Genomic DNA, 13,515 nt, shown 5'->3' on the forward strand with positions numbered 1-13,515 from the left:
TTAGTAAATGTGAATTTAAAATAGATATGTGTTAATATTATACTGCGATTTGATTTCTAAATCAGGAAAATAATTGGTTATTTTGGCGAAACCATTCAAATCACAAACCAAACTAATGTCAAATCCACAAAAATCGCAAAATTATACATTTGCATTGTTCGTAATCGGTGTGCTCTTCTTTATTTTCGGATTCATTACCTGGGCCAATAGCCAACTTATTCCGTATTTAAAAATTGCTTGTCAGCTTTCCAGTACCGAATCGTATTATGTAGCCTCTGCTTTTTTTGCCGCTTATTTCGTCATGTCTATTCCTTCATCCTTTGTGCTGAAATTCACAGGATTCAAGAAAGGAATGTCTGTTGGTTTGTTCGTGATGGCGGTTGGCGCTGCGGTATTTATTCCTGCGGCCTATGCCAGAAGTTTTCCAACATTCTTAATTGGCTTGTTTGTTATTGGCAGTGGTTTAGCGCTACTTCAAACCGCATCCAACCCATATGCAGCGGCAATAGGTCCGAAAGAAAGTGCTGCAAAACGCATTAGTATCCTGGGGATTTGTAATAAAATTGCCGGCATTCTGGCGGTTTACGTATTAGGAAGCATCATTCTGAAAGATAGCGATGCTTTTGAAGCCAGTTTGAAAACCATGGATGAGGTAGCCAAAAATACCGCTTTAGATGCCCTTGCGCAAAAAGTAGTAATGCCTTATGTGTTTATCGCCGCTTCATTTGCAATTGTTGGGATTTTGTTATTCTTTGTTCAGCTTCCTGAAGTAGAGGAGGAGCAGGATATTCTGGATCCGAATGCCTTGCCAGGAAATGCGCAGGTAGCTGCAACCGATAAAAATGTATTCAATTTTCCGCATTTAATCGTTGGCGTTTTTGCTTTGTTTTTCTACGTTGGCATGGAAGTAATCAGTTATGATACTTTCGCCGGACTTGGAACACATCTCGGTTACAAACTAGATATTTCGAAAAGCTTTGCCACCTATACTGGCTACGGTTTGTTGCTAGGCTATACTATCGGGATCATCTCCATTCCTAAATTTATCTCACAAAGAAATGCGTTGATCGTTTCGTGTCTGCTCAGCATAGTTTTGGTCATTCTCGTGGTGTTTATAAAAGCGAATCCTGGTCTTACCAGCCTTCATTTATTCGGCAGTAACTTCAATCTACCTACACATCCGGCAGTCTGGATCTTTGCCCTTCTAGGATTTTCAAACTCCGTAATGTGGCCAGCAATTTTCCCAATGGCGATAGATGGGCTCGGCAAATTTACGAAGATGGGATCAGCATTGCTGATTATGGCTATTGTAGGAGGTGCGATCCTTCCACCGGTTTATGGCTACATTTCTGAAACCATCGGCAATGGACAAACTGCTTATCTCATGATGATTCCAGCTTACTTATTTATCCTTTACTTTGCTGTAAGTGGCTATCGCTTAGGGAAGAAGTAAGCTTTTCAGCTGTAAAACCTAATTAAGAAATGGTCTGAGAAATAATGCTGATCCTTCAGGATCAGTTTAACTTTCTTATACCATTAATTTTGCCTTATTTTGAAGTTTCAATTTTACGTAAAACTTAATCCGTAAAGTTTAAGTTTCAAATATTAAATTCCCAAATGAATAAAGCTATTTTTCTCGATCGTGATGGTGTGCTCAATCACGAGATTTATGATTATATCTGCCGTGTGGAAGATTTCAAAATTCTTGATTATCAGATTCCAGTATTGAAGAAATTATTTGATGAAGGTTATCTGTTAATCGTCATTACAAACCAGGGAGGGATTGCTTTAAAAAGATATACCGAGCAAGAGCTAGCCATTATGCACCAAATGTTGAGAAATGCATTTGTAGCGAAGGGAGCTGATATTGCTGGTTTCTATTACTGTCCACATCACCCAACGGTTGGAGGTGAATGTAAATGTCGCAAGCCAGCTTCAGGTATGATTCTGGATGCTATAGATATGTATGATATCGATCCGGCTCAATCTGTAATGATCGGCGACAAAGTAAGAGATGTGGAAGCCGCAAATGGAGCAGGAGTGAAGGGAATATTAATTGCACCTGATGAGCAGATTAGTTATGAGAAGGTTAAGGAAGTTTTGAGTCGTGAGTCATTAGTCTAGAGTCTTAAATCGTATTTCTTTGACACACAAAAGTCCTAAGTTATTATTGAACTTAGGACTTTTTTGCGTTTGGAACTCTCCACTCCAAACTAAATACTCCAAACTCCTATTCCCCTATATCTCTCAACCTACCAACCGATAGATAATGAGTAACTTGTAGTTTTTTTTGCGTTTGGAACTCTCCACTCCAAACTAAATACTCCAAACTCTTATTTCCCGCTACCTCCCGGTTTTGTGGCTCATCAACCAGCCTAAGTTTTATCTCTTCAATCTATTAATAGTGAGTTTTTAGGTGTGATTTTTCGATAGGCGAGACACCAACCGATGGATAATGAGTAACTTGTAGGTTTTTCGCTTTTGGAACTCTCCACTCCAAACTAAATACTCCAAACTCTTATTTCCCGCTACCTCCCGGTTTGGTGTCTCACCAACAAGCCTAATTTTTATCTCTTCAATCTATTAATACTGAGTTTTTAGGTGTGGTTTTTCGGTCGGTGAGACATCAACCGATAGATAATGAGTAACTTGTAGTTTTTTTTGCGTTTGGAACTCTCCACTCCAAACTAAATACTCCAAACTCTTATTCCCTATATCTCTCGCTAGTGGCTCACCAACCAGTCAAGTCCTTGAAAAAATCCTACTCCATAAAAAAATCCTAAGTTTCGAGCAGATCTTCTACTCAAAACTTAGGATTTTTAATTTATATGCTATTTGCTATAAGCTCCTTAACTTTAGACTTCCGACTTAGGACTAAAGACTCCGAACTCACAAACTCCAAACTTACTTCCCCGCTGCCTTAGCATGATCTGCTAAGAAAGTGGCTAAGCCAGAATCAGTTAATGGGTGTTTTAATAAACCTGCAATTGCAGCTAAAGGAGCAGTAATTACATCAGCGCCTAATTTTGCACAGTTTACAATATGCAACGGACCGCGGATAGAAGCAGCTAAAATTTGAGTTTCGTAACCGTAGTTATCAAAGATGGTTCTGATGTCTTCGATCAATACTAAGCCATCGCTAGATATATCATCTAAACGACCTAAGAAAGGAGAAACGTAAGTTGCTCCGGCTTTAGCCGCTAATAATGCTTGTCCGGCAGAAAAAATTAAAGTACAGTTGGTTTTAATTCCTTTAGATGAAAAATATTTGATTGCTTTTACGCCATCTTTAATCATCGGAACTTTAACAACGATTTTAGGATTTAAAGCTGCTAAAGCTTCACCTTCTTTGATAATTTCGTCGAATGTAGTAGCAATAACTTCTGCGCTTACGTTATCTTCAACGATATCGCAAATTGCTTTATAATGGTTGATTACATTTTCTTCGCCGGTAATACCTTCTTTAGCCATTAAGCTAGGATTGGTGGTTACGCCGTCTAAAATGCCAAGGTCATGAGCTTCTCTGATTTGATCAAGATTTGCTGTGTCGATAAAAAATTTCATGGTTGTAAATTCTTAAATATTTGAGTTTTCAATGATTGGAACCCTGAAGAATTTAATTCCCCCTTCAGGGGATTAAGGGAAAAGAAAAAAATGGGCAAGCAACTTCTATCGCACCGCTACAACCTTCTACCCTTGCTATGTTCCCATCCTGGGGGAGTTCAAAGGGAGCTGGTCGTAAAAGACTTGCCCGCCACAAAGGTAGAAAAAGAAGTTGTTTTGCAAAATGCATTTTTTGAAATTTTCAGCACTATTGGCTATCTCGCTGATTGATACGTAAATAAAATTTAACAGGCTAAAATCTTTCTTAAATTATTTTCAGAATTTGCTAAATTCGTCATATATATAAGATACATAAGAACAAATAATGTTTAGGTGTTATATTTTTAACTGCCAAAATCTGCGCAAACAGCATATTTATAGATAAAAAAGTCAATTATCAAACTTATAATTATAGTGCCTGATAATTATCTATATTTTAATAGAATGGATTAAAATTGTTTAAAAACTAAAATAATTCTAAAAATTGTAGCAACTCTGTAATTTGATCTTCGTTTTTCGTATCTTAGTGTTTCCTATACACTAACAACTAACGAGCAAAGAATGGAACCAAACAGTGGATTGTACGATGCGCAATTTGAACACGATGCCTGCGGTATTGGGTTCGTTGCACATGTGAAAGGGCGAAAATCGCATCAAATCATCTCCGATGCACTTACTATTTTAGAAAATCTAGATCATAGAGGGGCATGTGGAGCAGAACCAAATACAGGCGATGGAGCTGGTATTATGATTCAGATTCCCCATGAATTTTTTTACGATGAATGTTTAAAAGCAGGTTTCAGCCTGCCAGAAACCAATAATTATGGTGTGGGTATGCTTTTCATGCCTAAAGATATCCGTTCCAGAGAAGAATGCAGAGAATTAATTTATCGCGCAGCAGAAAAATTAGGATTAGAAATTTTAGGCTTCAGAAAGGTTGATGTTGATACCACCGATATTGGCAATATGGCACTTTCAGTAGAGCCGGAAATTGAGCAGGTTTTTATTGCCCGCCCTTATGCAGTTAATCCAGGTGCAGATTTCGAACGTAAACTCTATATTTTTAAAAATTACCTGATTAAATTAATTGCCAATACGGTAAACGGCGGCAAGGATTTTTACATCGTTTCGCTATCTGCGCAAACCATTATATATAAAGGTCAGTTAACTTCTCTGCAGGTTCGTACTTATTTTAAAGACCTGAGTGATAAAAGAATGGTTTCTGCTTTAGGCTTAGTACATTCTCGCTTTGCAACCAATACTTTTCCATCGTGGCGGTTAGCGCAACCTTTCCGTTTTATCGCCCACAATGGCGAAATTAATACCCTGCAAGGAAACCTGAACTGGTTTAGAGCTGGTGTAAAATCTTTTGCATCTGCCTATTTTACCAAAGAAGAACTGGATATGTTATTGCCGGTAATCGATGAGACCAACTCCGATTCGGGCTGTTTAGATAACGTAATCGAATTATTGCTTCACGCAGGCAGAACGTTACCACATGTATTAATGATGTTGGTTCCAGAGGCCTGGGATGGCAATGAGGATATGGATCCTGTTAAGAAAGCCTTCTACGAATTCCATGCTACTTTAATGGAGCCATGGGATGGACCGGCTGCCATTGCATTTACAGATGGTAAACTCATTGGTGCAACGTTAGATCGCAACGGATTACGTCCATCTCGTTACGCCATCACTTCAGATGACCGTGTCATTATGGGTTCAGAAGCGGGTGCATTGGCCATAGATCAGAGTACCATTATCGAAAAAGGTCGATTAACACCAGGCAAAATGTTCGTGGTAGACATGGAGCAGGGCAGAATTATCAGTGATGATGAAATCAAAACTAAAGTTTGTGGCGGCAGTCCGTATGCAGACTGGATCAATCAATATCAAATCCGTTTAGAAGAATTGCCCGAGCCACGGGTAATGTTCACCGGCCTTTCTGAAGAATCTATCTTTAAATATCAGCAGGTTTTTGGTTATAGCAGAGAAGATATAGATTTATTACTTAAGCCAATGGCGATAGAAGCCAAAGAGCCAATTGGTTCGATGGGTACCGATACGCCACTTGCTATTCTATCAAAACGGCCTCAACACTTATCCAACTATTTTAAGCAATTATTTGCACAGGTGACCAATCCGCCAATCGATCCGATTCGGGAGAAGGTAGTGATGAGTTTGGCGAGTTTCATGGGAAGCAATGGCAACTTATTAGAAGAAAATCCATTACAATCGCATTGTGTGGCCATTAAGCACCCTATTTTAACCAATCAGGAGTTAGAAAAATTAAGAAGTATCGATACTGGTGTTTTTCAGGCAAAGACTTTACAGACCTATTTTAGAGCCGATGGTAAACCAGGCGCAATGGCGAAAGCTTTAGATCGTTTGTGCCGTTATGCAGTTGATGCCGTTGAAGATGGCTTCCAGGTAATAGTATTAACCGATAGAGCAATCGATTCAGAGCATGCGGCAATGCCTTCATTGTTAGCAGTTTCTACCGTTCACCACCACTTAATCCGCAAAGGTTACCGTGGTGCAGTGGGGATTGTAATCGAAGCCGGAGACATTTGGGAAGTACATCACTTCGCCACTTTATTAGGCTTCGGTGTTACCGCAATTAACCCTTACCTGGCTTTAGAAACCATCAATGGCTTCCAGGCAGAATCTGGTTTATCAGCAGAACAACTGACTAAGAATTATATTTACGCGGTAAACAGCGGCTTGTTGAAGATCTTTTCAAAAATGGGAATCTCGACACTACAGTCTTATCAAGGTGCACAGATTTTCGAAATTTTAGGGTTAAATAAACAAGTGGTAAACACTTATTTCACTGGTGCAGTTTCGCGAATCGGTGGTTTAGGTCTTGATGAAATCGCTAAAGAAACGTTGATTAAACATCACCGTAGCTTTGGTCCGGTAACGCAGACAGAAAACCTATTGCCGGCAGGTGGAACTTATAAATTCCGTCGCAAAGGCGAGGCGCATTTATTTAATCCTCAAACCATTCACTTATTACAAAACGCTACCCGAAAAAACGATTATACGATCTTCAAGCAATACTCTAAACTGGTAAATGAGCAAACACAACAGGCTTATACCATCCGCGGGTTGTTTGATTTTAACTATAGCCGTCAGCCCGTTCCTTTAAGTGAGGTGGAATCTACGGAAGCCATTTTAAAGCGGTTTGCAACAGGAGCAATGTCATTCGGTTCTATTTCTCACGAAGCACATTCTACTTTAGCTATCGCGATGAACCGCATTGGCGGCAAAAGCAATACCGGCGAAGGTGGTGAAGATGAAATGCGCTACACCAAAATGGAAAATGGCGACAGTATGCGTTCGGCCATTAAACAAGTCGCCTCGGCGCGTTTTGGGGTAACCAGTTATTACTTAACCAATGCAGATGAGTTGCAGATTAAAATGGCTCAGGGTGCTAAACCTGGCGAAGGTGGACAATTACCTGGTCACAAGGTGGATGATTGGATCGCGAAAGTGCGTCACTCTACACCGGGAGTAGGTTTAATTTCTCCGCCACCACACCACGATATTTATTCTATCGAGGATTTGGCGCAATTGATTTATGATCTGAAAAATGCCAATCGTGCGGCCAGAATCAATGTGAAGCTGGTTTCTAAAGCAGGCGTTGGTACCATTGCAGCAGGTGTGGCGAAAGCACATGCAGATGTAATCTTGGTTTCAGGTTTCGATGGTGGAACTGGTGCATCACCATTGACTTCCATTCAACATGCAGGCTTACCTTGGGAACTTGGTTTAGCAGAAGCACATCAAACCTTGGTAAAAAACAGATTACGTAACCGAATCGTTTTACAAACCGATGGTCAGCTTAAAACCGGTAGAGATATCGCCATTGCTGCATTATTAGGTGCTGAAGAATGGGGCGTTGCAACTGCGGCATTAGTAACTGCGGGCTGTATCATGATGCGTAAGTGTCACCTGAATACTTGTCCGGTAGGCGTGGCTACACAAGATCCGGAATTAAGGAAATTGTTCAGTGGCGATGCAGATCACGTGGTTAATTTATTCCATTTCCTGGCGGAAGAATTACGTGAAATTATGGCTGAACTTGGTTTCAGAACCATTCACGAAATGGTTGGTCAGGCTGATATTTTAAAAGTGCGTGAATTGCCTGCGGAAGATTGGAAATTGAAACATTTAGATTTATCTGCTATTCTTTTCAAAGCAGAAGATAATGGTTTGCCATTGTTCAATACAGAACAGCAGGATCATGGTTTAGAAAATGTATTAGATCATCAGTTAATCGCTGCTGCTCAACCTGCTATTACCAATAACGAACCTGTTTTTGCCAGCTTCAACATTAAAAATACTGATCGTTCTTTAGGTACCATGTTATCTAATGAGATCTCAAAAGTGCATTTAGGAGCAGGTTTACCACCAGATACCATCAACTTTAAGTTTGTAGGTTCTGCCGGACAAAGTTTCGGCGCTTTCAACACGCGTGGGGTAACTTTATCTTTAGAGGGTGAAGCCAATGATTACGTAGGTAAGGGTTTGTCTGGTGCTCGTTTAGCCATTTATCCTTTCTCAAACTGTACTTTCGTTCCTGAACAAAATATCATCATTGGTAACGTAGCACTTTATGGTGCAACCTCTGGCGAATTATTTGCCCGTGGAAAAGCTGGTGAACGTTTCGCTGTGCGTAACTCCGGAGCAACTGCGGTTGTAGAAGGTGTTGGCGATCACGGTTGTGAATATATGACGGGTGGTGAAGTGTTAATCCTTGGTGATACCGGAAGTAATTTCGCTGCTGGTATGAGTGGAGGTGTTGCCTGGATTTATGATTCCAATGGCACTTTTGCACGCAAATGCAATAAAGAAATGGTTGATCTTGATCCGTTACAGGCAGAGGATGAACAGAGGATTATGGCTTTACTGAAAACGCATATTCGTTTAACAGACAGTAAAGTAGCCGAGTTTATCTTAAGCGATTGGAAAACGCAATCAAATCATTTCGTTAAAGTATTCCCTAAAGAATACAAAGCGGTTTTAGCAAAACGTAATCAACAAGTAAAAACACACTAAGCCATGGGAAAAGTAACAGGATTTCTAGAATACGACAGAGTTGCGCCCACCAGAGAAGAGGCTAAAACTCGTGTAAAACATTACGGAGAATTCTTAAATGAGTTACCCGCACAAGAATTAAATAATCAAGCAGCCCGCTGTATGGATTGTGGCGTTCCATTTTGTCAGTCAGGTTGCCCATTGGGTAACGTGATTCCGGAATTTAACGATGCCGTTTATCAGGGTAAATGGGAACTTGCTGCAAATATTTTATTGAGTACTAATAATTTTCCGGAATTTACGGGAAGAATCTGCCCTGCACCTTGCGAATCTGCTTGTGTGCTGGGAATTAACCGTCCGCCGGTTTCTATTGAAGAAATTGAGAAACACATTATAGAAATTGCCTTCGAAAAAGGATTTATTAAAGCAAAGGCACCATTAATCAGAACTGGTAAAAAAATTGCGGTGATTGGTTCAGGTCCTGCAGGATTAGCTGCTGCTGCTCAGTTAAATAAAGTTGGACACGAAGTTACCGTTTTCGAACGTGATGATGCACCTGGTGGTTTATTGAGATACGGCATACCTGATTTTAAATTGCAGAAAAATGTAGTCGACCGCCGTATCGATTTAATGAAGGAAGAAGGAATCATTTTCAGATGCAACGCTAACGTGGGCGAGAATGTAGAAATCAGCACTTTATTAAGAGATTATAATGCAATCGTTCTAGCCGGTGGGTCTACCATTCCACGTGATTTGCCGATTGAGGGTCGTTCGGCCAAAGGTGTTCATTTCGCAATGGATTTCCTTAAGCAACAAAATAAGCGTGCAGCAAACCGAGCGATCACTTCTGAAGATATTTTAGCAACAGGTAAAAACGTGATTGTAATTGGTGGTGGAGATACAGGTTCTGATTGTATTGGTACTTCAAATCGTCACGGTGCAAAATCGGTTACGCAATTTGAGATCATGCCAATGCCACCAGAAATGCGCACAGAAAATATGCCTTGGCCCAATTATCCAATGTTATTGAAAAATACATCTTCACATGAGGAAGGTGCTCAAAGAGCCTGGTCGGTAAACACCAAGAATTTTATTGCAGATGAAAATGGTAATCTAAAAGCATTAAAGGTAGTGGATGTAGAATGGGAAATTGATGCTGTAGGTAGACCGGTTTCTTTCAAAGAAGTAGCCGGAACAGAAAGAGATTTACCTTGTGAATTGGTTTTCTTAGCCATGGGTTTCTTACATCCACAAAAGGAAGGTTTAATTGAAAAATTAGGTGTTGAGTTAGATAATCGAGGAAATGTGAAAGCTTCTGAACATTCTTACCAAACCAATATTGGAAAAATTTTCGCTGCAGGCGATACCCGCCGCGGACAATCGTTAGTGGTTTGGGCTATTTCTGAGGGCAGGGAAGCTGCCCGTAAAGTAGATGAATATTTAATGGGGGTTACCAATTTAGCATCAAAAGATGCTGTTGCTTATGCTTAATTAGGTTTTTGAAGTTCTATATTTTTTTAAGTCGTGGTGTAAACCACGGCTTTTTTTGTTTCTAATCCGGTCGTCATTGCGAGAAACTGTTTTTCTGCGTTTCGTGGCAACCCTCTTGCTGCTTATGCTATAGCAAATAGGATATTGCCACGAATATTACCAATGAAGGATCGGAGAAATGTTTTCAAAAGAACGATTTTTTATTGAGGGATCGTCCTCCTGAACTTGATTCAGGATCTTATCATAGTAAGGTGCTGAACTAAATCCGATAGCTATCGGATCAGCATGACGATTTGTTTAGTGAATCTCTTTCGGAATCGTCATTGCGAGAAACGGTTTTTCTCCGTTTCGTGGCAATCTCATTGCTGTTTATGCTTTAGCAAATAGGAGATTGCCGCGAACATTACCAATGAAGGATCGGAGAAATGTTTTCAAAAGAACGATTTTTTATTGAGGGATCGTCTTCCTGAACTTGATTCAGGATCTTATCATAGTAAGGTGCTGAACTAAATTCAGCATGACAATTTGTTTAGTGAATCTCTTTCGGAATCGTCATTGCGAGAAACGGTTTTTCTTCGTTTCGTGGCAATCTCATTGCTGTTTATGCTTTAGCAAATAGGAGATTGCACGAACATTACCAATGAAGGATCGGAGAAATGTTTTCAAAAGAATGATTTTTTATTGAGGGATCGTCCTCCTGAACTTCATTCAGGATCTTATCATAGTAAGGTGCTGAACTAAATTCAGCATGACGATTTGTTTAGTGAATCTCTTTCGGAATCGTCATTGCGAGAAACGGTTTTTCTCCGTTTTGTGGCAACCTCATTGCTACTAATGCTATAGCGAATAGGAGATTGCCACGAACATTACCGATGAAGGATCGGAGAATGTTCTCGCAAGGACGATTTTTATTGAGGGATCGTCCTCCTGAACTTGATTCAGGATCTTATCATAGTAGGTGCTGAACTAAATTCAGCATGACGATTTGTTTAGTGAATCTCTCGCGGAATCGTCATTGCGAGGCCAATTTTTCTCCGTTTCGTGGCAACCTCATTGCTGCTTATGCTATTTCAAATAGGAGATTGCCACGAACATTACCAATGAAGGATCGGAAGATGTTCTCGCAAGGACACTCAAAGAATAAAAACCACTAAAACAACTTCAATTGATCACTTGGTGGTTTCTCTTTTCCAAAAATCGTTCTCCCTGCATGTTTCCAGCTCTCTGTTCTTTCTTTTTCAACTACCTTTTCAAAATCCATATTTGGAACAAAATCCTCCTCTGCATTTCGGGCGATTTGGTGAAGCGATCTGATCGCCTGTTGCTTATCGGTTTCTCCGATTTTAGCTTTCTCTACTGCTTTCTGCAGAACACTGATTGTCTCATCATAAACGTTTACAGGTACCGGAAAAGGATGTCCGTCTTTACCACCATGGGCAAACGAATACCGGGCAGGATCTGTAAACCTTGATGGCGTTCCATAAATTACCTCACTCACTAAGGCCAGAGATTGTAAAGTTCTCGGCCCCATGCCTTCCAATAGTAAAAGTTCTTCAAAATCTGCAGGTTGTTTCTCCTGTGCCAACCATAAGATACTACCCAAGCGTTTCAAATCAACATCTTTTGCTTTCACTTCATGATGATTAGGCATTACCAACTTCTGAATTTCAGCAATCATTCTCGTGGGTGATTCTTCCGTAATACTCATCATGGTTTGACGCGTAACATCAGCTTCGTTTGCGGTGAGGTTAAGAATCTGCCCTTGATTAATCCCACAAATGCCAGTATGTGGTTCTTCAACAAATGATTTTAAATTTTCAGAATGCCAGTGGTATCTTCTTGCGGTCGAACTGGCGTCACTCATGCCTTGCTGAACAACGGCCCAATCGCCATCACTATTTAAAATAAAACTGTGCAGGTATAATTGAAAGCCATCCTGAATGGCGGTGTTATCTACCTTTGCACTCAATTTACTGGCCCTAACGAGTGCTGTTCCATCGAGGCCGGTTTTGTCTGCTATTCTTAAAAGTTCATTTGGTGTTTCACGACTAAACTTTCCTTTTCCTCCGCAAATATATAGGCCAAGTTCTTTAGAAAGGGGATTGATCGATTTTTTCAAGGCACCCATTACCGAAGTAGTAATTCCTGAAGAATGCCAATCCATACCCATTACCGCACCAAGACTTTGAAACCAAAACGGACTACTTAACCTGCGGATTACTTCGGCTTTGCCATATTCTACAAGGATAGATTCAACAATAGCCAAACCTAATGTAGCCATCCGCTGGGCCAGCCAGGGTGGAACATGCCCGTAATGTAATGGTAAATCTGCGCTTCCTGATCTTTTCAATGCTAACAAAATTAGTAATATGTTTTGTTAAACTGAAATTTTAGATTGCAATGGTAGTTAATTTTTAAATTGCCGATCTAAAAAGTTCAGCATTAGAGAAGAAACTTCTTCAAACCATGGATTAAATAACCAGAAAGGATGAGGCGTATCTGGGAGCGTATGTACTTCTGTATAGATTCCAAATGGTTTGATCTTCGCAATCAGGTCATCTCTTCCAGCATGAAAGCGCGGTGTGGAGCTGTTGATAAATAACAAAGGAACGGTATGTTGATCAGCATGGTTTAAAGCAGAAGCATTGTGCCACAAGTCAGGGTTATCTTTCAAATCTGCACCCAGCCAAATTGCGGCGACTGATTTTCTTGCTGGATCCGTGCTCACCTCAGATGACTCCGGATGATCGAAAGCCAGTACACCATCAATATCAATTAGGGCCTGAACCGTACTGGTATGCCCATTAATCTTTTCTTTTTCAAACTGAAGGTCGTTATTTGTGGTTCCAACCAAAGCAGCCAACTGTCCGCCAGCAGAAAAACCTGTCACTGTAATTTTATTGGTGTCGATATTAAACTTCCTAGCATTGGCTTTGATCCACCGAATTGAGTTTTTTAAATCGTAAACAGCAGCAGGGAACTGTGCATGAGTAGATAAACGGTAATCAGTTGTAACGGAAACGTAACCGTTTTGCGCCATTTTTTGTGCTAAAGGTGTATTTTGAGCACGATTTCCGGAACGCCAGCCACCACCAAAAACAAATAATATAGCTGGTAATAATTGCTTTGATTTTTTTGGATAAATCACATCTAAAGATAGATCTCCGGTAGGGTAGTGCGCATATACGATATTACTTTTGGTTGTAAAATCGCCTTTTGTTAAAGGTTGTGCGATGCTGATGTAAGTACGCTTCTTCTTTTCTTTGAGGTAAGTTGAATATACACTGAAGGAGGTGTCAGCCTGGATTTGTTGCGCATAGCTGGCTGTAAAAAAGAAAATAAAAATTAAAGGTAAAAATTTCATCAGGTTAAAGATATAGA

At 40.2% G+C, this 13,515-nt stretch carries 7 protein-coding genes and 1 other RNA gene; 4 read left to right on the top strand and 4 right to left on the bottom strand.

Annotated elements, in window-relative coordinates:
* The first annotated feature begins 115 nt into the window (after nucleotides 1–115).
* Together ACN1CD_RS04785 and ACN1CD_RS04790 are read left to right on the top strand one after the other, a co-directional pair.
* Nucleotides 116–1,453 carry a sugar MFS transporter gene (locus ACN1CD_RS04785; RefSeq protein WP_419129135.1) on the top strand — a complete coding sequence of 446 codons (1,338 nt, stop codon included), beginning with the start codon at nucleotides 116–118 and terminating at the stop codon, nucleotides 1,451–1,453.
* A gap of 164 nt (nucleotides 1,454–1,617) precedes the next feature.
* Nucleotides 1,618–2,124, top strand: coding sequence for a D-glycero-alpha-D-manno-heptose-1,7-bisphosphate 7-phosphatase (locus tag ACN1CD_RS04790; RefSeq protein ID WP_419129137.1), 507 nt, complete (start codon nucleotides 1,618–1,620; stop codon nucleotides 2,122–2,124).
* Between the two features lie 780 nt (nucleotides 2,125–2,904).
* On the opposite strand, the gene fsa is transcribed toward ACN1CD_RS04790, so the two are convergent.
* Both fsa and ffs read right to left on the bottom strand, forming a co-directional pair.
* Nucleotides 2,905–3,564, bottom strand: coding sequence for a fructose-6-phosphate aldolase (gene fsa, locus ACN1CD_RS04795; RefSeq protein ID WP_419129139.1), 660 nt, complete (start codon nucleotides 3,562–3,564; stop codon nucleotides 2,905–2,907).
* An 89-nt stretch (nucleotides 3,565–3,653) separates the two neighbouring features.
* An RNA gene (gene ffs, locus ACN1CD_RS04800) (signal recognition particle sRNA small type) lies at nucleotides 3,654–3,753 on the bottom strand.
* Nucleotides 3,754–4,164: 411 nt separating this feature from the next.
* Here ffs and gltB point away from each other — a divergent pair.
* Together gltB and ACN1CD_RS04810 are read left to right on the top strand one after the other, a co-directional pair.
* Complete coding sequence (gene gltB, locus ACN1CD_RS04805) at nucleotides 4,165–8,664, top strand: glutamate synthase large subunit (RefSeq protein ID WP_419129141.1); 4,500 nt, start codon at nucleotides 4,165–4,167, stop codon at nucleotides 8,662–8,664.
* A 3-nt stretch (nucleotides 8,665–8,667) separates the two neighbouring features.
* Entirely contained in the window at nucleotides 8,668–10,134 is a 1,467-nt protein-coding gene (locus ACN1CD_RS04810; protein WP_419129143.1) for a glutamate synthase subunit beta, read from the top strand.
* 1,150 nt (nucleotides 10,135–11,284) lie between these two features.
* Here ACN1CD_RS04810 and ACN1CD_RS04815 read toward each other — a convergent pair.
* Nucleotides 11,285–12,484 (bottom strand): DUF763 domain-containing protein, encoded by a 1,200-nt coding sequence (locus ACN1CD_RS04815; RefSeq protein ID WP_419129145.1) that lies wholly within the window; start codon nucleotides 12,482–12,484, stop codon nucleotides 11,285–11,287.
* A 57-nt stretch (nucleotides 12,485–12,541) separates the two neighbouring features.
* Nucleotides 12,542–13,498 (bottom strand): alpha/beta hydrolase fold domain-containing protein, encoded by a 957-nt coding sequence (locus ACN1CD_RS04820; protein WP_419129147.1) that lies wholly within the window; start codon nucleotides 13,496–13,498, stop codon nucleotides 12,542–12,544.
* Nucleotides 13,499–13,515: the final 17 nt, after the last annotated feature.

This window comes from Pedobacter sp. N23S346, assembly GCF_048515415.1.
In the GTDB taxonomy this organism is placed as follows: domain Bacteria; phylum Bacteroidota; class Bacteroidia; order Sphingobacteriales; family Sphingobacteriaceae; genus Pedobacter.

Excerpts from the sequence above, each read along its gene's own strand:
- ACN1CD_RS04785 (WP_419129135.1), top strand. The coding sequence starts at position 116 with ATGTCAAATCCACAAAAATCGCAAAATTATACATTTGCATTGTTCGTA.
- ACN1CD_RS04790 (WP_419129137.1), top strand. The coding sequence starts at position 1,618 with ATGAATAAAGCTATTTTTCTCGATCGTGATGGTGTGCTCAATCACGAG.
- fsa (WP_419129139.1), bottom strand. The coding sequence starts at position 3,564 with ATGAAATTTTTTATCGACACAGCAAATCTTGATCAAATCAGAGAAGCT.
- gltB (WP_419129141.1), top strand. The coding sequence starts at position 4,165 with ATGGAACCAAACAGTGGATTGTACGATGCGCAATTTGAACACGATGCC.
- ACN1CD_RS04810 (WP_419129143.1), top strand. The coding sequence starts at position 8,668 with ATGGGAAAAGTAACAGGATTTCTAGAATACGACAGAGTTGCGCCCACC.
- ACN1CD_RS04820 (WP_419129147.1), bottom strand. The coding sequence starts at position 13,498 with ATGAAATTTTTACCTTTAATTTTTATTTTCTTTTTTACAGCCAGCTAT.